General features: G+C 59.6%; 15 protein-coding genes. 9 read left to right on the forward strand and 6 right to left on the reverse strand.

The genetic code is table 11. The features are described from left to right. Positions 1-5 precede the first annotated feature (5 nt). Positions 6-1,001 (reverse strand): DUF2336 domain-containing protein, encoded by a 996-nt coding sequence (locus tag IG617_RS01165; RefSeq protein ID WP_192106572.1) that lies wholly within the window; start codon positions 999-1,001, stop codon positions 6-8. Positions 1,002-1,245: 244 nt separating this feature from the next. Here IG617_RS01165 and IG617_RS01170 point away from each other — a divergent pair, with 244 nt between their 5' ends. Beyond that, complete coding sequence (locus tag IG617_RS01170) at positions 1,246-2,481, forward strand: bifunctional alpha/beta hydrolase/OsmC family protein (protein WP_192106575.1); 1,236 nt, start codon at positions 1,246-1,248, stop codon at positions 2,479-2,481. 19 nt (positions 2,482-2,500) lie between these two features. On the opposite strand, the gene IG617_RS01175 is transcribed toward IG617_RS01170, so the two are convergent. Then, the gene (locus tag IG617_RS01175; protein WP_192106576.1) at positions 2,501-3,574 is read right to left on the reverse strand and encodes a DUF2336 domain-containing protein; all 1,074 of its coding nucleotides are present in this window, start codon (positions 3,572-3,574) and stop codon (positions 2,501-2,503) included. 241 nt (positions 3,575-3,815) lie between these two features. On the opposite strand from IG617_RS01175, the gene IG617_RS01180 reads away from it, so the two are divergent. From IG617_RS01180 to IG617_RS01210, 7 genes are all read left to right on the forward strand, one after another. Beyond that, positions 3,816-4,553 carry a glutathione S-transferase gene (locus IG617_RS01180; RefSeq protein ID WP_209008195.1) on the forward strand — a complete coding sequence of 246 codons (738 nt, stop codon included), beginning with the start codon at positions 3,816-3,818 and terminating at the stop codon, positions 4,551-4,553. A 120-nt stretch (positions 4,554-4,673) separates the two neighbouring features. Beyond that, entirely contained in the window at positions 4,674-6,212 is a 1,539-nt protein-coding gene (locus IG617_RS01185; RefSeq protein WP_192106579.1) for a Do family serine endopeptidase, read from the forward strand. Positions 6,213-6,400: 188 nt separating this feature from the next. Then, positions 6,401-7,087 (forward strand): response regulator transcription factor, encoded by a 687-nt coding sequence (locus tag IG617_RS01190; protein ID WP_276529799.1) that lies wholly within the window; start codon positions 6,401-6,403, stop codon positions 7,085-7,087. Further along, positions 7,071-8,516, forward strand: coding sequence for an ATP-binding protein (locus IG617_RS01195; protein ID WP_192106581.1), 1,446 nt, complete (start codon positions 7,071-7,073; stop codon positions 8,514-8,516). The genes IG617_RS01190 and IG617_RS01195 overlap by 17 nt, the downstream gene beginning before the upstream one ends. Beyond that, a complete protein-coding gene (locus IG617_RS01200) occupies positions 8,494-11,508 on the forward strand; it encodes a bifunctional [glutamine synthetase] adenylyltransferase/[glutamine synthetase]-adenylyl-L-tyrosine phosphorylase (protein ID WP_420826126.1) in 3,015 nt (1,004 codons plus the stop codon). The genes IG617_RS01195 and IG617_RS01200 overlap by 23 nt, the downstream gene beginning before the upstream one ends. Positions 11,509-11,606: 98 nt before the next feature. Continuing rightward, complete coding sequence (locus IG617_RS01205; RefSeq protein ID WP_153769757.1) at positions 11,607-11,957, forward strand: ArsR/SmtB family transcription factor; 351 nt, start codon at positions 11,607-11,609, stop codon at positions 11,955-11,957. After that, entirely contained in the window at positions 11,950-12,465 is a 516-nt protein-coding gene (locus tag IG617_RS01210) for an arsenate reductase ArsC (RefSeq protein WP_192106583.1), read from the forward strand. Before IG617_RS01205 ends, IG617_RS01210 begins: the two co-directional genes overlap by 8 nt. 120 nt (positions 12,466-12,585) lie before the next feature. On the opposite strand, the gene IG617_RS01215 is transcribed toward IG617_RS01210, so the two are convergent. The 3 genes from IG617_RS01215 to IG617_RS01225 form a co-directional block, all read right to left on the reverse strand. Then, positions 12,586-14,940: a sensor histidine kinase gene (locus IG617_RS01215; RefSeq protein ID WP_192106584.1), complete on the reverse strand. Its 2,355-nt coding sequence runs from the start codon at positions 14,938-14,940 to the stop codon at positions 12,586-12,588. Positions 14,941-15,381: 441 nt separating this feature from the next. After that, on the reverse strand, positions 15,382-15,678 hold the full coding sequence (locus tag IG617_RS01220) for an AzlD family protein (protein WP_192106586.1): 297 nt from the start codon (positions 15,676-15,678) through the stop codon (positions 15,382-15,384). Continuing rightward, the gene (locus tag IG617_RS01225; protein ID WP_192106588.1) at positions 15,671-16,420 is read right to left on the reverse strand and encodes an AzlC family ABC transporter permease; all 750 of its coding nucleotides are present in this window, start codon (positions 16,418-16,420) and stop codon (positions 15,671-15,673) included. Before IG617_RS01225 ends, IG617_RS01220 begins: the two co-directional genes overlap by 8 nt. A gap of 146 nt (positions 16,421-16,566) precedes the next feature. Between IG617_RS01225 and IG617_RS01230 the strand changes: the two genes are divergently transcribed. Continuing rightward, entirely contained in the window at positions 16,567-17,133 is a 567-nt protein-coding gene (locus IG617_RS01230) for a helix-turn-helix domain-containing protein (RefSeq protein ID WP_209008197.1), read from the forward strand. 28 nt (positions 17,134-17,161) lie between these two features. Here IG617_RS01230 and pepN read toward each other — a convergent pair whose 3' ends face one another. Next, complete coding sequence (gene pepN / locus IG617_RS01235; RefSeq protein ID WP_192106590.1) at positions 17,162-19,804, reverse strand: aminopeptidase N; 2,643 nt, start codon at positions 19,802-19,804, stop codon at positions 17,162-17,164. Between the last annotated feature and the right edge of the window lie 9 nt (positions 19,805-19,813).

The following is a 19,813-nucleotide window of genomic DNA, read 5'->3' on the forward strand; positions in this document are numbered from 1 at the left end:
GAGCCTTAGGCGGCTTCGCCGTTCACGGACGTCAGCTTGTACTTCATCAGTTCAAGCAGCCGCTTTGCGTCGGTCGGATCGAGAACGTGGTAATTTGTCAGCCACTTGTTCCCGGTCGATGTGGGGAATTTCAGATGATGACACCGGCAGGTGCAAATGCCCGAATAGGCGGTGTCATCGATACCGGATGCCCGGCAGAGCGTTGCAATGCCGGACGAATCGAAGCGGTTCATCAGGCTCAGAACATGCTTGTGTTCCAGGCCCGAGACCACCGAGAGCATGAGGGTGATGTCGTAGAGGTTCTTTTCCATCGCCATCTGCGAGATGGCCTTGGTCAGGGTTACCTGGCCCGATTTGATGCCCATCATCCACTGCCGGACGGGAATGCGCGTCTCTTTCTTTTCGATCGGCGCGCCCGTCATGGCCTCGCTGTCGTCCTTGAACAGATCCTCTAGCAGCTGCTCGTTGGACTTGCGCAGATGCCGGACCTTGTCGCCCATCTGTTTCGGCAATTCCTTGACGACCCTCTCGAAGTCTTCCGCCGTCATTTCGGCGCCGAGATTGAGCGCAAGGGACTTGTGAACGGCCTTGCCGCCGCGATCGATAAGCTTCTTGGTCAGCCGGCTGCTGAGATGATCTCGCTTGGCGATCTCCAGCATGTGTTCCTGGCTGGTTTCCGCAGCAAGTTTGAGAAGGTCGTTCTCTTTCAAGGACTTGGATTCGGAGATCATCCTGCGCGCGATCGGCAGATCGTCCCGGGCGACCTTGGCCGCCAGCACTGAGGAGGTGGCCTCCACATCGGTCAGACGGTCGGAGATCTTTTGCCGGTCTTCGGGGGGAAGCTTGTCGTAGACACCTTCCAAAATCCCGTTGTAGGTCTCGATTTCTTCGCGTCTCTGCAGGCTTGCACGCTCGACAAACTGTGCCGTCACGTGCTCGACAAGCTTCTTCTGCTTGTCGCTAGAGATGTCCTTTGCCTGTTCTATAAGAGAATCGAGCATAATCCGACCAGTTCCAATCTAGTCTTTAGTGTAGCTGTTAAAGTCTTCACAATTGGATAAGGCGGTGTTTAAAGATTGGTAATTTTTGCAATCTTAGGGCGGTATCTCAGAAGTGGATGCTCGTCAGTCTCCGGGGCACATTATCGTTATGGGCAATTTACTTGTGACGGCGCTGCCACGACTTATTTCAATGACAGGATCGGAGCGGGATGAGATGTTCCGCATGTCAAAGTTGTGAGGGCGCATGGCAAACAGGGCACGAAAGCTGGAATTTGAGGGCGCGCGCGGCGTAAAGCTGGCCGCTCGCCTTGATATGCCGACCGGGGACGTGCGTGCGTTCGCGCTCTTCGCGCATTGTTTCACCTGTTCCAAGGATATCGCGGCCGCACGTCATATCGCCGAAGCACTGATTGCCGAAGGCATCGGCGTGCTGCGGTTTGATTTTACAGGTCTTGGTGCAAGTGGCGGAGACTTCGCCTCAACCGATTTTTCCTCCAATGTCGAGGATCTGAAGCATGCGGCCGCGTTCCTTTCTGAGCATTACCAGGCGCCGCAGCTCTTGATCGGGCACTCGCTTGGCGGCGCTGCCGTTCTGGCAGCGGCCGGTGACTTGCCCGATGTCCGTGCCGTTGCGACCATTGGCGCGCCCTCCGATGTTGGTCATGTCCTGAAGAATTTCGAGGGATCGCTTGATGCCATTCAGCGGGACGGCGAGGGGAAGGTCATGCTCGCCGGGCGCGAGTTCACCATTCGCAGGGAGTTCGTCGAGGACGCCACCGGCCAGGTCCTGACCCGGAAGATCGAAAAGCTCGGCAAGGCGCTGCTGGTTCTGCATGCACCGCTGGATGAGACCGTCGGGATCGACAATGCCACGGAGATCTTCGTGGCGGCCAAACATCCCAAGAGCTTCGTGTCATTGGATCATGCAGACCACTTGCTGAGCCGGGAGGGCGACGCGGCCTATGCGGCCCGTGTCATTTCGGCCTGGGCAAGCCGGTATCTGGATCCGTCGCCGCAAGCCGTTGCGCATGAAACCGCCGAGGGTGTCGAGGTGGCTGAGACGGGCCTTGGCAAGTTCCAGGTGGCGGTCACCAGCGGGGCGCACAGATTGATTGCGGATGAGCCGACAGGTGTCGGAGGTCTCGACAGTGGACCGTCCCCATATGATCTGCTGTCCAGCGCGCTAGGAGCCTGCACGGTCATGACCCTGCGCATGTATGCCGACAGGAAGGGCCTGCCGGTCGAGCGCATTTCGACGACCGTTGTCCATGGCAAGGTGCATGCGGCTGATTGCGAAGATTGCAGCGAGGCGCATCGCGGTCAGTCCGGACGTATCGACCGGTTTGAACGCAGAATCTCTGTCGAGGGCGATCTGTCACCCGAAACCCGGGAGAGACTGCTGGAAATCGCTGACAAATGCCCGGTGCACAAGACACTTGAGGCCGGCGCCGCCATTGTGACCAAAGCCGTTGACCCCTAAGAGGCCAGCCTGACGCGGGTCAGGCGGCTTCGGCCATCTTCAGGCGGACCTTGATGAAGCGCAGAACCCGCTGGGCTTCTTCCTCCGACAACAGCTGATAATCGCGCATCCAGTTGTCGATCGCGTTTTTGGACAGCTTCAGGTGTGCACCGCGCGCCTTGCAGAACATGTTGAACTCGCTGGTGCCGATCGAAAGCGCCCGGCAAAGCACCGCAACACCGTCGATCTCGTATCTGATCATCACGTTGGTGACGTATTTCTGATCGAGGCTGGAAACCTCGGCAAGGATGAAGGCGAGGTCAAACAGGTTCCGTGACAGCGAGTAGGCCAGGAAAACCTCATTCAAGCTGGTTTTGCCGCTTCGAATGTCCTTGAGCGCCACCTTGGCATCCAGGCGCGAGCGTCTGCGCTCGAGCGAGCCGCCCGCCACGGCCTTTCCGGCATCGTGCAGGATCTTCTCGACGAGCTGGCTGTTCTGCGCATGCATCTTGCGGACGCTCTCACCTTGATCTTCCGGAAGCAGGCTGATCAGTTTTTCGAAATGCTCCGCCGAAAGATCGGCGCGATGGGTCATGCTCTCGCGCAGCGGCGCGTCGCTGCCCGCCAGCTTCATCAGCAGGCGCATGCCCCATTCCGACAGTTCGGCGCCGGGGTTGTCCGCAATCGACCGGCGCACGGGTTGTTCGCCGCGCTCCAGAAGGATGTCGGTCAGCCTGCTTTCCAGATGATCGCGCTTTGAAATGGCCAGCAGGTGGTCCTGTCCCTTGCTCCGGGCCAGCAGGATCAGGTCGTCGCGGGTGAGCGAATTGGAATATTGCAGCATGTATTTCGCAATCGCCGCATCATCACTTGCCAGTTCGAGCGCCAGGTCATTCGGCGTTTCATCGACATGGGCCAGCCGCGCCGAGAGTTTCGCCTTGTCCTGGGTTTCCGCGTCATTGATGAGCTTTTTGAGAACGCCGGTGAAGAGCGTCATCTCTTCGCTGGTGTAGCGATCTGCGTCCGCAATGAAGAGCGCCGAGACCTGGCCCAGAAGCTCGCGACGTTTGTCGCTGCAGCTTTCCTTGGCAAGGTCGACCAATGAGTTGAGCATGAAAAACCCGAGTGTTGAAACGTGTGCAGGCAAACTGCCTGAAGGAGCTTAAATAACTGTAAGAAAGTAGGTGGGAATTTCGATGAAATCTGATTTTCTCATGGGGTTGAATACGTAGGGAAGAGGATTTTTATTGTCAGATTTGACAGTAATTTCCTTCGATGATTTCTTTCTCTCTTTTGGAAAAGATTTTTGCCTCAACGGATCCGTGCAGATTGTGCTCGGGAGAACCTCATGGGAAATGGCGCAGGGAAAGATGGCGGTCTTGACGGGCCAGCCGATTTCTTCGACAGAATGCGCGATGACAACACTTCCGATCCTCTATTCCTTCCGCAGATGTCCCTATGCCATGCGCGCGCGCCTGGCGCTTCTGTCGGCAGGCCTGGATGTGGAGCTGCGCGAGGTCCTGCTGCGCGACAAGGCGCCTGAGTTTCTGGCTGCTTCGCCGAGCGGTACCGTGCCGTGTCTTGATCCCCGAGGCGCCACCGTCATCGACGAGAGCCTAGACATCATGCTCTGGGCGCTTCGGCAGGCCGATCCTGAGGGTTGGCTGACGCCCGATGAGGGCACGCTCGAGGAGATGCTGGCATTGATCGAAAAGCTCGACGGTGACTTCAAGAGGCATCTCGACCGGTACAAGTATGACACCCGGTATCCCGACGCGTCTTCTGAAGGCGAAAGAGCTGCCGCCGCTGCCATTTTGAGCGATCTGGAAAAGCGTCTGACCAACAGGCCCTGGCTGTTCGGCCACTCGGCGAGCTTGGCGGACTACGCTTTTCTGCCGTTCCTGCGCCAGTTCGCGAATGTTGACCGGGACTGGTTCGACGCGGAGGACTGGCCGCGGCTGAAGGCCTGGTTGCGGGCTTTCGAACACAGCGAGCGCTTTGCCTCGATCATGCCGAAGTACCAGACCTGGAAGGCCGGTGATCCGCCTATGATCTTCTCCGCTGCCGCTCCTGCCAAGATTACAAAAGCTTAATCCGCTCGACAGGCGGCTGTAAGGCGACTCCCAACATAGTCCGTCGTGACAGGACGGAATGCTTCTTCCCCGCGAAGCGTCCGTCCCTGATTTCTGACCCATCGTCACCAAAGGACTTTAATGATGCAAAACAGCCAGACCACAGAAACCGCCCGCGGCTTGCGTTCTCGCCGGACCCGCCTTTTGGCCGGCGCAATGGCGCTCGGCGTTGCCGGCGTTCTGTCTGCCCAGACCGTTGTTCCGAACCAGTTTGCCCTGGCAGACGCCGTTAAGGTCGATGTGGCAGGCCCGACCGATTTCTCTCCCGTGGTAACGGCTGTTCAGCCGGCAGTCGTCAGCGTTCGCGTCAAGCAGGAAGTCGAGCCGCGCATGATGAACTTCGGCGGCGGTCGCGGCGACAACTTCTTTGAAGATCTGCCCAAGGACCACCCGCTGCAGCGTTTCTTCCGTCAGTTCGGCGAACAGGGCCAGCCGCAGGGCCGTGGTGGCGAACGGCAGCAACCCCGCCAGTATGGCATGTCCCAGGGCTCCGGCTTTTTCATCAGTGAAGACGGCTATCTGGTTACCAATCATCACGTCATCGACAAGGGTACCGAGTTCACCATTGTCACGGACGATGGCAAGGAATTTGATGCCAAGCTGATCGGCGCGGACAAGCGCACGGATCTTGCACTCCTGAAAGTCGATGCGGACCGCGAGTTCACCTACGTGAAATTCGCAGACGACGCGCCGCATGTGGGTGAATGGGTCGTTGCCATCGGCAATCCCTTTGGCCTTGGCGGTTCCGTCACCGCAGGGATCGTTTCGGCCCGTGGCCGAGACATCGGCGCTGGACCCTACGATGATTTCATCCAGATCGATGCGCCGGTCAACCGCGGCAACTCGGGCGGCCCTGCCTTCAACATGAAGGGTGAAGTCATTGGTGTGAACGCCGCGATCTTCTCGCCTTCCGGCGGCAATGTCGGCATCGCCTTCGCCATCCCGGCATCGACTGCGACAGATGTGATCATGGATTTGAGGGACGACGGCTCTGTCGTGCGCGGCTGGCTTGGCGTCCATATCCAGGGCGTCAGCGATGACATTGCCGAAAGCCTCGGCCTCGATGAAGCACGCGGTGCGATTGTCGCCGATGCTCAGGACGGCAGCCCGGCCGAAAAGGCAGGCCTGAAGTCCGGCGACACCATCCTGTCCGTTGACGGCACAAAGGTCGAAGGACCGCGTGAGCTGTCCAAGATCATCGCGGCTTACGAGCCCGACACGGACGTCGACATCACCGTCTGGCGCGATGGCAAGGAAAAGACCATCGAGGTCACGCTCGGCAAGCTGCCAGAAGCTGAAAAGGTCGCGTCTGCGGAGCCTGTCGCCCCGGAGCGGACCAGCCTGGATGACATGGGTCTTGAACTCGTCACCACCGATGAAGCCGGCGTCGATGGCGAAGGTGTCGTGATTGCCGAAGTCGATCCGAGTGGCGCGGCCGCCGAAAAAGGCCTTCGCCGTGGCGACAGGATCGTCGAAGTGGCAGGTGTTGCCGTCAAGACGCCGTCCGATGTGGTCAAGGCGGTCGCCGACGCGGAAGAAAACGGCCGCAAGGCTGTGCTCTTCCGGATCGAAAACAACGACGCCACCCGGTTCGTGGCTCTGCCGATGAACATCGGCTGACCCTGACACTCGGGAACCGGCGTGCCCCTGCCGGTTCCCGAGCGCCTTCGGCAAGTCCAGGTTTGATGCCCCATTCCCGCCTGGACCTGTCGAGACGTCCGGTGGCAGATCCTGAGAAGGATCTGCCACCGGTGTTTTCTCTCTCGGTTTCTTTGCCTTTTGAAAGTGATCTTCTGTAAAAGGAGAAGATGTTGCGGATTCTCATCATCGAAGACGACGCGGAAGCGTCGGCATACCTGGCCAAGGGCCTGAAAGAACTGGGTCACCTTGCCGATCAGGCCGGTGATGGTGAAACGGGTCTCGAGATGGCGCTCGGCAGCACCTACGACGTTCTGATCGTCGATCGCATGCTGCCGCGGCGCGATGGCCTTTCGGTGATTGAAGAGCTTCGCAAGGCCGGTGACCAGACGCCTGTCCTGATCCTGTCCGCGCTCGGTCAGGTCGATGACCGGGTCAAGGGCCTCAAGGCGGGCGGCGACGACTATCTTCCAAAACCCTATGCCTTTACCGAACTCCAGGCACGCATCGAAGCACTGTCACGGCGTCCGAAGGCCGGTGGCGAGGTCGTCACCACCTATCAGGTTGGCGATCTGGTGCTTGACCGCCTGGCGCATTCCTGCCGCCGCGGCGACACGGATATCCCCTTGCAGCCGCGCGAGTTCCGCCTGCTCGAGTATCTCATGCAGCACGCAGGTCAGGTGGTGACCAGAACCATGCTCCTGGAAAACGTCTGGGAGTATCATTTCGATCCCCAGACCAACGTCATCGATGTTCACATTTCGCGGTTGAGAGGCAAGATCGACAAGGATTTTGACAGACCTCTCCTGCACACAATCCGCGGCGCGGGGTATACGATCCGTGACACGGCTGACTAGGATTTTGAGAACGACAGCCTTCAAGCTGTCGCTGCTCTACATCGCGATCTTCACCGGCCTGTCCGGTTTTCTCCTGATCTACATCTCGCGCAACACCACCGAGCTCATGGCAAGCCAGGTGGTGCAGACCGTGGACGCGGAAATTTCCGGCCTGTCGGAGGAATATGTCCGCGGCGGTGTGCGCGCGGTGGTCGAGAGCATCGAGCGCCGGGCGAGGCGTCCGGACGCAAGCATCTACCTTCTGGTCGATTTTGCCGGCAACTCCATTGTCGGCAACATTTCCCGCCTGCCGACCGTTGTCCTGGATGAGGCCGACGGTGACGTGCGGCGAATGAAGTACGGACGTGTCGAGGCTGGCGGCGAGGTCGAGCGTGAGGCGCTCGTGCGCATCTTTGAATTGCGCGGCGGCTTTCGCCTGCTTGTTGGTCGGGATCTTGGCGAGCAACTGCGGTTCTCCGCCATTTTGTCGGGTGCCTTGCGGTTCTGGCTGATCGCAGTCGTGCTCATGGCCGGTGCCACCTGGTTCTTTGTCAGCCGCCGGGTGATGAAGCGCATCGATGACATCGCCGCGACCAGTCAGACGATCATGCATGGCGATCTTTCCCGCCGTCTGCCTGTGGCCGGCAATGGCGACGAATTCGACCGGCTTGCGACCAACCTAAACGATATGCTGGAACGCATCGAATTGCTCATGCAGGGCATGAAGGATGTCACCGACAACATCGCCCATGATCTGAAGACGCCGCTCACCCGCATGCGTACGCGGGTCGAGACGGTGTTGCGCGAGGGCAGGGACCAGCCCGACTACCGGGAAGCGCTGGAAGCCACCATTGAGGACAGCGACAACCTGATCCGGATTTTCGATGCGCTATTGCGCATTGCCCGGGTCGAGGCGATGTCGCCGGAAGCCGGTATGGAGCCTTTTGACCTGAAGGCTGTCATCGATGAGATGGCAGAGCTCTATGCACCGGTGGTCGAGGACGAGGATGGCCGGCTGGAGGTGACGGTCGAAGAGCCGGCGAGAGTTTTCGGCAATCGCGACCTGATCGCGCAATGCGTGGTCAATCTGGTCGAGAACGTCCTCAAGTATGGCCGCCCGGAGGAGGGCGGTCCGGTGATCCTGATCAAGGCGGCGCCGGAGGCAGGCCGTATGGTCCTTACCGTCAGCGATACCGGGCCGGGCATTTCCGGGCCAGACCGAGACCGGGTGACAGGGCGTTTTGTGCGTCTGGACGAAAGCCGGACCAAGCCGGGTTATGGTTTGGGGTTGAGTCTGGTGCGCGCGATTGCCCGCTTGCACGGCGGGACCCTTCGTCTGCAAGATGCGGCACCAGGACTCAAGGTCAGCATCGACCTGGCCCTGGCGGATGAAAAAAAGACACCGAACGGGAAGGGCGTAGCCGATCATGGGTCAGGAAACGGCAGTTAGCGGGAAAGATCAAACGCGGGCAATGCCGGGCAAGTCCGGTGGCAAGCCTCTCTATCTTTCTCTCACTGTCGATCCACCCTCCATTGACCCGGACAAGGGTGCCCTGTTTCTGGCCGATGTGCTGGAAAAGGCACGTGCGCATGAAGACGGACCTGATTTGCCTGGCCTTCTGCGCGATCACCCGAAGGTCGAGGCCTTTCTCTCTGCAATCCTGTCGAACACGTCTTATCTGAGGGATTTGTCTCTCGCAGATCCGCAGCGGCTTTTTGACATCCTGAAGGACGACCCTGCCGAACGCATTGCCACTTTGCTGGAACGCGCGCGCCAGACCTTGGGCGAAAGCGAATCGGAGGTGATGCGCGATCTGAGGCTGTTGAAGCAGGATCTGGCATTGACGCTGGGGCTGGCGGATATCGGCGGCGCGATTGATCTCGACCAGGTCACGGCAGGTCTGGCGGGCTTCGCTGATGCAGCCCTGTCGGCGGCCATTCGCTTTTGCCTGACGGAAATGGCGGCGAAGGGGAAATTCACACCCGTCGATCCTGATGACCCTGAAAAAGCGTCCGGTTTTATCGTTCTGGCCATGGGCAAACATGGCGCAATGGAACTCAACTATTCGTCCGACATCGATCTGATCATTCTCTACGACCCGGCGATCAGCCCGATTGCCGAGAATGCCGAACCCTCCGTCGAATTTGTCCGCATGACCCGGCGGCTGGTGAAGATCATGCAGGACCGGACGGCGGAAGGTTACATCTTCCGCACGGATCTGCGCCTTCGGCCCGACCCGGGTGCGACGCCGCTTGCCATGTCCGTGCCAGGGGCTTTGTCCTACTATGAATCCCTCGGGCAAAACTGGGAGCGGGCTGCGCTGATCAAGGCCCGGCCGTGTGCGGGTGATATTGAGGCAGGCGACGCCTTTCTGGCGGAAATCACGCCCTTCATCTGGCGCAAATATTTAGATTTTGCCGCCATTGCGGACGTTCAGTCGATCAAGCGCCAGATCCACATCCACAAGGGGCATGGCAAGTTCGCCGTTGCTGGCCACAATGTGAAGCTCGGCCGGGGCGGCATCCGCGAGGTGGAGTTCTTCGTCCAGACTCAGCAGCTGATCGCCGGAGGGCGAAATCCCGCCCTGCGCGGCAGGCGCACGCTCGACATGCTGGACGGCCTTCTGGAGGCCGGTTGGATCAAGGAAGATGCCCGTGAAGAGCTGCGCGAGGCCTATATATTTCTCCGGGCGGTCGAGCATCGGATCCAGATGCTCAACGACGAACAGACCCAGCTGTTGCCCAAGGACGAGGAAGGCCTGACGCGGATCGCCTATCTGATGGGCTTCGACAGCCGGGAGGCTTTCGAGAAAGCCTTCATGGCGCGCCTGAAACGGGTTCAGCGTCACTATGCAGAGCTTTTCGAGGATGAACCGGAGCTGGCCTCCGACCTGGGCAATCTTGTCTTCACCGGCGACGACAATGACCCTGAGACCCTCGAGACGCTTTCAGGTCTCGGGTTCAAGCAGCCCGGTGATGCCGTCAACATCATCAAGTCCTGGCACTTCGGGCGTTATGCCTGCACACGTTCGGCCATGGCGCGTGAACGGTTGACCGAATTGCATCCGGTGCTGGTGACAGCGCTGGCCGGAACCGACAACGCCGATGCGGCCCTGCGCGGCTTTGACAGTTTTCTGGCCAAACTCCCTGCCGGAATTCAGCTCTTTGCCTTGCTGAAATCCAACCCCGAGCTCCTGAACTTGCTGGCGACGGTCATGGGGTCGGCGCCGCGGATGGCGGAAACCGTGTCCCGCCGGATCCACGTTCTGGATACGGTGCTGGACCCGGCCTTCTTCGGTGCCATGCCGAGCTACGAGGAGTTTCGCGACGGCCTGGATCTGACGCTGGAACTGGCGCGGTTCTACGAGGAAGCCCTCGACCGGGCGCGGATCTTTGCCCAGGAACAGCAGTTTCTCATTGGCCTGAGGCTGGTCTCCGACACGCTGTCCGCCGACAAGGTCGGGCACGCTTTGGCCCGTTTGGCAGAAGTGGTCGTCGACAGGATCCTGACGCGGGTCGAGGCGCATGTCGCCGAGAGCAATGGTCATGTGCCCGGCGGACAGGTCGCGGTGCTCGCCATGGGCAAGCTCGGTGGCCGGGAAATGACCGCCGCCTCAGACCTCGACCTGATCCTATTGTACGAAGCGCCGGGGGGCGTCAGCAAGTCCGACGGTGCCCGGCCCCTGGCGATCTCCCAATATTATACGCGCCTGACCCAGAGGCTTGTCACGGCTCTTTCCGCGCCCACGGCAGAGGGAAGCCTTTATGAGGTGGATTTCCGCCTGAGACCCTCCGGCAACGCCGGGCCGCTGGCGACGAACCTTGGCGGGTTTATTGCCTATCAGGAAAAGGAAGCCTGGACCTGGGAACACATGGCCCTGACCAGGGCGCGTGTCATCGCCTCAAGCTCGGAAGGCTTCGCAGCCAAGATCCAGCACCATCTCTGCCAAACGCTGGCCAAAGAGCGCGACCGGGCGGCCCTGGCCGATGATGTCAGGTCCATGCGGGCCCGGATTGAGAAGGAAAAGGGCACCAAGGACATTTGGGATCTCAAGCAGGTCGCTGGCGGCCTCGTCGACATCGAATTTATCGCCCAGTTCCTGCAGCTCGCCCATGCGCATGACAAGCCGCATGTTCTGGCGCAGGGAACCGAAGAGGCGCTTGCGAAGCTGCGCGAAGCTGGCTGTCTGAGCAGCGGTGACGCGGATCAGTTGCTGTCTGCACTAAGGCTTTATCATCGCCTGACCCAGGTCTTGCGCATGGCACTGACGGGCAAGTTCGTGCCGACCGAGGCGCCGCGTGGCGTCCGCGATCTCCTGCTGCACGCAGCTGGTGTGCCCGATCTCGCGCGGCTTGAGCTGGAACTTGCCGAAATACAGCAGAGCGTCAGGGCACGGTTCGAGCAAATCGTCGGCAAGGTCGAAGTGCCATCCTCCACCTAGAGCCGAAAAGCCGAGGCTTTCTCTAACCTTGCAAAAAATGTCGAGGCAAGGCGGACAGAATTATTGCCATATTTCGACATATCTAGTATTCTTGAAATATGGATATCGAGACCTCACTCTTTGCCTTTTCGGCTCTTAGTCAAAAAACCCGCCTGGATGTCTTCCGCCTTCTTGTGAAAGCGGGACCTGAGGGGATGTTCGCTGGTGACATCGCCGACGCGCTTGGCGTTCGGCAAAACACGATGTCGACCAATTTGAACATCCTCTTGCGGGCGAAGCTGATCCGGAACGAGAGAGAGGGGCGGGCGATCCGCTACAGGGCCGATTTCGATGGGATCCGTGGCTTGCTGTCCTTCCTTGTGGAGGACTGCTGCGGCGGAAATCCCGAACACTGTGCACCCCTGCTTGACACGCTTGTTTGCGACTGTTGGGAGACTGAAAATGACTGAAAAAGTTTATAATGTGCTATTCCTCTGCACGGGAAATTCCGCCCGTTCCATCATCGCCGAAGCGGTGATGAGCAGGGTTGGACAGGGCCGGTTCAAGGCCTTTTCCGCCGGCTCTCACCCCAAGGGCGCAGTTCACCCCTATACGCTTGAGCTGCTGGAGAACGCCAACTTCAAGACCGATTTCGCCCGCTCCAAGAGCTGGGACGAATTCGCGGTGCCGGACGCACCCGAACTCGATTTCGTCTTCACGGTCTGTGACAATGCGGCCGGCGAAGCTTGCCCTCTCTGGCCGGGCCAGCCGATGACGGCTCACTGGGGCGTGCCCGATCCTGCGGCGGTCGAAGGCAATGAAGCTGAAAGACGCCTGGCCTTTTCCGAGACGCTTCGCATGCTCAATGCGCGCATCTCGATTTTCTCCAGTCTGCCGCTGGAAAGCATCGACAAGCTGTCGCTGCAAAAACGCCTCGATGACATCGGCAAGGCCGACGCCATGGACGGCGCCGCCTGATCAGGCGGAGCGTCTGGTTTCCAGACGTGCCAATAGAATTGATTGGCTGAACGGGCGCCGCATCTGGCGTCCGTTTTTGTTTGTCTGGTTGCAGAATGATAGGTGACGGGGACAGCCCACTCAGGCGACGTCGGCAGGCTCGCCCAGAGGCAGGCTGAAGCTGACGGTCGTGCCTTCGCCGACCTTGGAGTCGATGGTCAATTTGGAGCCATGCAGCTCGATCAGCGAGCGGGCGATGGCAAGACCGAGGCCTGAACCCTTGTGGCTCTTGGTGAACTGGTTTTCGACCTGAATGAACGGTCTTGCGAGGCGTTCGATGTCCGCTTCGGAAATGCCGATCCCCGTGTCGATGATCTGGAACCGGACCAGCTTGTCTTCGCGCCGTGCAACGAGCCGGACCTGGCCGCCGTCGGGGGTGAACTTCACCGCGTTTGCAAGCAGGTTCAAAAGCACCTGTTTCAGCGCGCGGCGGTCGGCTGCGACCGGCAGATCTTCCGGCACCACGTCGCAGGTGACCGAAATGTTCTTCTCCGAAGCGGCTGCCGTGATGATCCGGGCTGCGTCGTGGGTTGCCTCGCCGGCGTTGAGCGCTTCGGTGTCGATGGACATGCGGCCGGCTTCGATCTTGGACATGTCCAGGATGTCGTTGATCACATTGAGCAGATAGGTGCCGGAGTTGTGAATGTCCTGGCAGTATTCGGAATACCGATCGGTGCCCAGCGGTCCGAACATCTCCTGGTTCATGATGTCGGAGAAGCCGATGATGGCGTTCAGCGGCGTGCGCAGTTCGTGGGAAATATTGGCGAGGAACTCGGACTTGGCGCGGTTCGCGTCTTCCGCCTTGGTTTTCTCTTCGCCGTATTTGTCGGCCAGTTCGACCAGCTGCTCAGCCTGAATCTGAAGGGTCTGACGTGACTTCTGCAGGTCGGTGATGGTCGCCTTGAGCTTGCGCTCGCTGTCCATCAGCTTTTCTTCGTGAAGCTTCAGCGGCGTAATGTCCGTACCAACCGAGACGAACCCGCCATCCTTGGTCCGGCGCTCGGAGATCTGGAGCCAGCGCCCGTCGTCAAGCTGGGCCTCGTAGCTGCCGCTCGGGGCGTCGGAACGCTGACTGACCTTGACCGGATGCCCCGTGACTTCGCCGTTCTCTGCTGCGGCCATGACCTTTTGATAGGGGGTGCCTGGTTTGACCGCGGTCGCCGGGAGACTGTGCAGGGACTGGTAGTTGGAATTGCAGATGACCAGTTCGTTCTTGGCGTTCCAGAGGACGAAGGCTTCGGAAATCGTCTCGATCGCGTCTCGCAGGCGCAGGTCCGCCGTGCGGCTCTGCTCGGCCAGCTCATGTTGCTCCGTCACGTCGATGCAGATGCCGATCAGATGCGGTTCGCTGCGCCCGGCCTCGCTTTGGATTTCGCCGCGCGCCCGGAGCCAGATCCAGCGTCCGTCCGCATGGCGCATGCGAAACATCTTGTCGACGGTGCCATCACCGCTTTCCAGCAGCTCTTCTGCAAGCTGCAGCAGGTCAACATCATCGGGATGGGTGATTTCGGAGACCTCGGCAAAGGACAGGATGTCATCCTTCGGTTTGCGGCCCAGCAGTTCATAGAGAGATGATGACCAGAAAATCCGGCCACGGGAGAGGTCCCAGTCGAACAGGCCACAGCGGCCATGGTTCAGGGCCGCATCGATCCGGCTGCGCGTGGCCGCATACATGTCGTCGGCCTGTTCTGCGCGGGTGGACTGGGCGAAGAAGGCGTAGATCAGAACCAGAAGGATGGCTGCCGTGCCGACGAAGAGGGTCACATTGGCAGAAACGTCTCGTCGCCACTCGGCAAAGATATCAGCGTCCGGCTGCAGCACGGCAATCATGCCGAGGCGCCCATCAAGATGGTGGACGGTTGCGAATGTCTCGATGGTCTCGTTGCCGATGGTCGCCGGGATCGCCATGACACCGGCCCGGGCGCCAAAGACGGTCAGGGGCTGCGAGGCTCCGAAGAGGTCCGTGATCGGGAGGCCTTCGAGCATCGGGCGGAGCGGGGCACTGGCAACGATCAGTCCATCCTTGTCGGCGACGAGGAATGTGCGTCCGTGGCTCGTCGCGCCGGCCGGCAGGCTGTCTGCGAGGATGCGCTGCAGGGCAGAGCGGTAGCCGAGTTCCGGAAGGCGGCCCTCTTCGTGGGCAAGATGGGATGAGACAACGGTGGCTGTCAGGGCAATTTCGTCGCGAGCCTGACGCTCGGTGTCCTGATAGTCATAAGACAATTCCAGAACGCGGTATATGGCAAGGCAGGCGATGAAGATGAGGCAGAGCGCAGGGATGATCCGACGCATGAGCGGCTCGGACCGCAGCAGTCGCTGATAGGTCGGCTGAGCCAGCAGGCGCAGGTGGCCTGTCAGGGTCGTCCTGCCTGTCTTGGAAGCTGTGATTCGAGCAAGGCGTCGCATGGACGCGCTGCCGGAAAATGCCCGCGCCATCGGAAGTCTGCCCCGATTAAATGAATGTTGGAACGGTTGGCTTCCTGCCCCCCGAATCACTTCATTTGAATCGACGGCGGCAGTTTTGTCTAGAGTCCGCAAAGAAAAAAATGGTTAACGCTGCAAGTGGTTTCTGATCTGCGTGTTAACTATTGTGGCAACCTGCATCAATGGCGTGTAAGGGGCAAGAAATTCGCGCTTCATACTTCGCAGAATCTGAGGTGTCAGCAAGGTGACTTGCAGAGTTCCTCAATGGCAGTTTGCCATTATTTTTCAGTTTCGTCGTCATGCGGCGAGTCAAGAGCGGTCGAACGACCAGTGGATAGACGATCGCAATACTGGCGTTGGATAAAAGTCTCGGCAGTAGGTCTTGAGTAGCGGCAGGACGATCTTTGGGCTGTGGCCAGACGTCTTTGTCAGCAATTGATTCTTGCGCGCGCTTCAAGAGCCGATGGCTCTCAGAGCCAGCAGGCAGATCATCCCTCCCGAAACACTGACAACAAGCGACTTGCGCAAGCCGATCAGCGCGGTGACAGGAATGGCGACAGCCTCTGCGAGACCTTGTGTTGCCACAGACGGAGCCACCAGAGCTGTCAGGACGGCAACCGGCACCGCGTTGAGGGCTGCCTCCACGCGGTGGTTTATGGCGCCGAAGCGAGAGAGAACCAAATGTCCGCCGATACGCGTCAGATAGGTGACCAGCGCGCAAAGGGCGATGAGGAAGACGATATCAGACATCGATCGTGGCCTTTCTGGGTGTGCTGAGGGCTGCGGCGATAGCGAGCCCGCCAAGACCGCCCAGAGTGATGTGCCAGGGGCTTCCCAGGGTGAAATAGACCGCAAGCGACAACGAGGCGCTGGTAACAAGGACTGGCAGAAAGCCGGGGCGTGTGTGAAACCCGACCACGAGCCCCATAAAATAAAGCGGCAGGATAAAGTCGAAACCGAAAGCCGCCGGGTTTTCAATCAGCGAGCCAAACAGCGCGCCGATCACGTTGGCGCTGATCCAGGTCAGATAGACGGTCGCGGCATAGGCGAAATAATAGGCTGGACGAAGCCCTGGCCCGGCTGCCCGGTTTTCAGATGCTGCATATTGCGGGTCCGACAAGAAAAAGAAGGCGAGCACTTTCTGTGGGCCGGAAAACCCTCGCATGTGCCGGCCAATAGCTGCCGAATAGAGCACGTGCCGAAAGTTGACAGCAAGAACTGCCAGAACGATCGACCAGACCGGCACCTTCTGACCAAAGAGATCCAGCATTACATATTGGCTTGCGACCGCGAAAATCGACATGGAAGCGAAGAGAAGCTCTCCGAGCGACAGACCACGCTCCATGGCGACCGCGCCGAAAACGGCTGAAAAAGGCACAAGAGCAAAGAGGATCGGCAGGGCGTCGCGAGCGCCATCCTTCACATCCACCAAGAATGTGGAGGTGGTGGTGGGCTCCTGGGAAGTGGAGGGAGCTTCATCGTGAATACACATGCGGGCACCTGTCAGAGCTGCGCGGAAGAATTTCGCGTTCGAGCGCTATATCGAACGTTGTTCGTAAAAATGAACGAAGTGGATTTGTTTGTCAAATCGAACTACGTTTGACTTATCGAACGATCCGTCGGAGCTCTGCTGTCCCTATGCCCATGTCGCCGACCCTGACGCCGATTGCCCTCATTGCCCGCGCCCTGCAAAGGGAAAGGACACGGGCCGGCATGAGCCTCTCGTCTCTGGCGAAAGAGGCGGGGCTTGCAAAGTCTACCTTGTCGCAATTGGAAGCCGGGCAGGGCAATCCAAGCGTGGAAACGCTCTGGGCAATCGCCAACGCGCTCAATGTGCCGTTCAGCTTCCTGTTCGAAACGAAAGCGTCCGAGACAAAACTGATCCGCGCGGGCGAGGGGACACCGGTCTCGGCCGATCATGCGGACTTCCGCACCACGCTTCTGGCCAATTGCCCCCCAGGCGTGCGGCGGGACCTCTATCGGGCCGAAGTGAAAAAGGGCGAAATCCGCTCCGCAAAGGCCCATCCGGCGGGCACGGTGGAGCATGTTTTGGTGGTGTCAGGCCGGGTGAGAACCGGTCCGGCAGGTATGGCCGAAGATCTCGAACCCGGAGATTACTATCGTTACCCGGCAGATGTTCCGCATAGCTATGAAAGCCTGTCGGACAACGCGGTTCTCGTGATCGTGATGGAAGTGCAGGGCTGAGCGGACACTCAGCCCTGGTCCCAAGGGCTCACTGCAGACAGCGGTCGACAATGTCGCGCGTGTCGCGGGAAAGTCCTTCAGCCGACGAGATCTTCAAGAGCGCTGTTTCTGCGAGCTTGGAGCGGCCCTCTTCATAGGCCCGCCAGGAACGGAAGCAGGTCAGGAGGCGTGAGGCCACCTGAGCGTTGCGCTGGTCGATCACGAGTACATTGCCGGCCACAAACTCGAAGCCCAATCCATCCTGTCTCGCAAATTGCGTGGCATTTCCTGTCGCAAAGGCATGAACCAGCGAGCGGACACGATTTGGATTGGCAAAGTCGAACAGGGGATGGGCTGTCAGGGCCTTCACCTTTTCAAGGCCGTCGGCGAGAGGCGCGGTCGCCTGCACCATAAACCATTTGTCCATGGCCAGCGATGTCGCTTCGTGGCGCTTGCGGAAGATCTCCAGAGCCTGCTCGGCGTCCTTTAGATTGTCGTGAACCAGAAGGGTAAGCGCCGCGATGCGATCGGTCATGTTGTCCGCGTCGACAAAGGCTGCCATTACAAGGTCATCAACATCAGACGCTCCAGACGCAGCGTAATAGGCAAGCGCCTGGTTGGCCAGGGCACGTTTGCCTGCAGCATCTGCGTCGGGACTGAAACTGCCCTGTGGTTTTGCTCCGAGGGCAGCGCGGAATGCACCGGCGTTTTCTGAGCCAATGGCCGCGCGCAGCACCGCCCGTGCCTGATGAATAGCGTCGGGGTCCACATTGGATCCGATGTCGCGTGCCAGATCCGCTTCACTCGGCAATTGCAGCGCGAGCGCCCGGAATGCCGGATCCAGCTCCTCATTCAGAAGGGTCTCGCCGAAGGCTTCAACCAGCCGGGCGTCCGCCTTCAACTCCTTGCCGGTGCGCGCTTCGCCGGCAAGACGGATCAGGTCATGGGTCGCCAGCGTTTGAATGGCCTGCCAGCGGTTGAAATCATCGCTGTCCTGGCGCGCCTGAAACAGCAGGTCATCCGCATCCTGATGGTCCTCAAGCCGAACTGGCGCCGAAAAACCGCGCAGAAGCGAAACAACCGGTCTGCTCTTCAGGCCGGTGAAGGTCACGCTTTGGCTTTGCTCTTCGAGGATGAGCACATCTTCCTGAAGCCTTGCACCTGTGACCCGTTCGAAGCTCATGTCTTCACCATTGCGACCGACAAGCCCGAAGCGCAGGGGGATCACGGCAGGCTCACTCGACGCCTGACCGGGCAGCGGGGCGATCGACTGGGATATGTCCAAAGTAAGCTCGCCAGCGCGTTTGTCGTAGCGGCTCTTGACGTCGACTTGCGGCGTGCCTGCCTGATCGTACCAGCGGGCGAACTGACCAAGGTCTGTCGCCGTCGCCTCTGAAAAGCAGACGAGAAAAGCCTCGATGGTCGTGGCGTCGCCGTCATGGCGTTCAAGGTAGAGGTCCATGCCTTTTCGGAAGCCGTCAGGCCCGAGCAGGGTCTTCAGCATCCGCACCACTTCGGCGCCCTTTTCATAGACCGTGGCCGTGTAGAAGTTGTTGATCTCGGTGTATTTGCGCGGACGCACCGGATGGGCAAGGGGACCTGCGTCCTCGGGGAACTGATGTGACTTCAGCAACCGGACATCGGCAATGCGCTTCACGGCCCGTGAGCGCATGTCGGAGGAAAACTCCTGGTCGCGGAAAACGGTCAGCCCTTCCTTCAGGCAGAGCTGGAACCAGTCGCGGCAAGTGATTCTGTTGCCGGTCCAGTTGTGGAAGTACTCATGGGCAATGACCGCTTCAATGTTGGCATAGTCCTGATCAGTCGCCGTTTCCGGGTCAGCCAGAACGTATTTGTCATTGAAGATGTTGAGGCCCTTGTTCTCCATGGCGCCCATGTTGAAATCGGAGACCGCCACGATGTTAAAGACATCGAGGTCATATTCGCAGCCGAAAACATCCTCGTCCCACTTCATCGAGCGCTTCAGGCTGTCCATGGCCCAGGCGCAACGGTCCTCGCGGCCATGTTCGACGTAGATCTTCAGATCGACCTTTCGCCCTGACGTCGTGACGAATGTGTCTGCCACATGGGCAAGGTCGCCTGCGACCATGGCGAAGAGATAAGAGGGCTTTGGGTGCGGGTCATGCCAGACGGCAAAATGCCTGTCTGTGCCTGGAACATCGCCGGCGCTCACCGGATTGCCATTTCCCAAAAGGATCGGCGCATCGCCTTTACGCGCCTCGATCCGCGTTGTGTAGACCGAAAGAATGTCCGGACGGTCGAGGAAATAGGTGATGCGGCGGAAGCCTTCAGCTTCGCACTGGGTGCAGTAAGTGCCCGAGGACCGATAGAGGCCCATGAGTTCGGTGTTGCTGTCCGGGTCGATCCGGGTCCGGATCTCCAGGGTAAACGGCTCTGCCGGCGGTGCATTGAGAACCAGCTTGGAAGGCGTCGCGCTGTAGGCGTCCTCAAGCAACGGCATTCCGTCAAGCGTCAGACCAACGAGCTCCAGCTCGTCCCCATCCAGTTCCAGCGGAGCGCCCGGGTCGGTGTCTTCGTGCCGGCGAACGGCAAGACGCGCAAAGACGTCGGTTGAGCGCGGGCTCAACTGTATGTCGAGATCGACCGTGTCGATCTGATAGGCCGCGGGAGCATAATCCTCCAGATGGATGGCGACAGCCGTTTCAGGGCGCATTGGAAATCC

Origin of the sequence: Roseibium polysiphoniae (assembly GCF_014842925.1) — a bacterium.
GTDB classification, from domain to species: Bacteria; Pseudomonadota; Alphaproteobacteria; order Rhizobiales; family Stappiaceae; genus Roseibium; species Roseibium polysiphoniae.

What these genes read in the sequence shown, in the direction of transcription:
- IG617_RS01170 (WP_192106575.1), top strand. Translation starts at nt 1,246, where the DNA reads ATGGCAAACAGGGCACGAAAGCTGGAATTTGAGGGCGCGCGCGGCGTA.
- IG617_RS01215 (WP_192106584.1), bottom strand. Translation starts at nt 14,940, where the DNA reads ATGGCGCGGGCATTTTCCGGCAGCGCGTCCATGCGACGCCTTGCTCGA.
- IG617_RS01190 (WP_276529799.1), top strand. Translation starts at nt 6,401, where the DNA reads ATGTTGCGGATTCTCATCATCGAAGACGACGCGGAAGCGTCGGCATAC.
- IG617_RS01165 (WP_192106572.1), bottom strand. Translation starts at nt 1,001, where the DNA reads ATGCTCGATTCTCTTATAGAACAGGCAAAGGACATCTCTAGCGACAAG.
- IG617_RS01180 (WP_209008195.1), top strand. Translation starts at nt 3,816, where the DNA reads ATGGCGCAGGGAAAGATGGCGGTCTTGACGGGCCAGCCGATTTCTTCG.
- pepN (WP_192106590.1), bottom strand. Translation starts at nt 19,804, where the DNA reads ATGCGCCCTGAAACGGCTGTCGCCATCCATCTGGAGGATTATGCTCCC.
- IG617_RS01185 (WP_192106579.1), top strand. Translation starts at nt 4,674, where the DNA reads ATGATGCAAAACAGCCAGACCACAGAAACCGCCCGCGGCTTGCGTTCT.
- IG617_RS01200 (WP_420826126.1), top strand. Translation starts at nt 8,494, where the DNA reads ATGGGTCAGGAAACGGCAGTTAGCGGGAAAGATCAAACGCGGGCAATG.
- IG617_RS01175 (WP_192106576.1), bottom strand. Translation starts at nt 3,574, where the DNA reads ATGCTCAACTCATTGGTCGACCTTGCCAAGGAAAGCTGCAGCGACAAA.
- IG617_RS01205 (WP_153769757.1), top strand. Translation starts at nt 11,607, where the DNA reads ATGGATATCGAGACCTCACTCTTTGCCTTTTCGGCTCTTAGTCAAAAA.
- IG617_RS01230 (WP_209008197.1), top strand. Translation starts at nt 16,567, where the DNA reads ATGCCCATGTCGCCGACCCTGACGCCGATTGCCCTCATTGCCCGCGCC.
- IG617_RS01225 (WP_192106588.1), bottom strand. Translation starts at nt 16,420, where the DNA reads ATGTGTATTCACGATGAAGCTCCCTCCACTTCCCAGGAGCCCACCACC.
- IG617_RS01210 (WP_192106583.1), top strand. Translation starts at nt 11,950, where the DNA reads ATGACTGAAAAAGTTTATAATGTGCTATTCCTCTGCACGGGAAATTCC.
- IG617_RS01220 (WP_192106586.1), bottom strand. Translation starts at nt 15,678, where the DNA reads ATGTCTGATATCGTCTTCCTCATCGCCCTTTGCGCGCTGGTCACCTAT.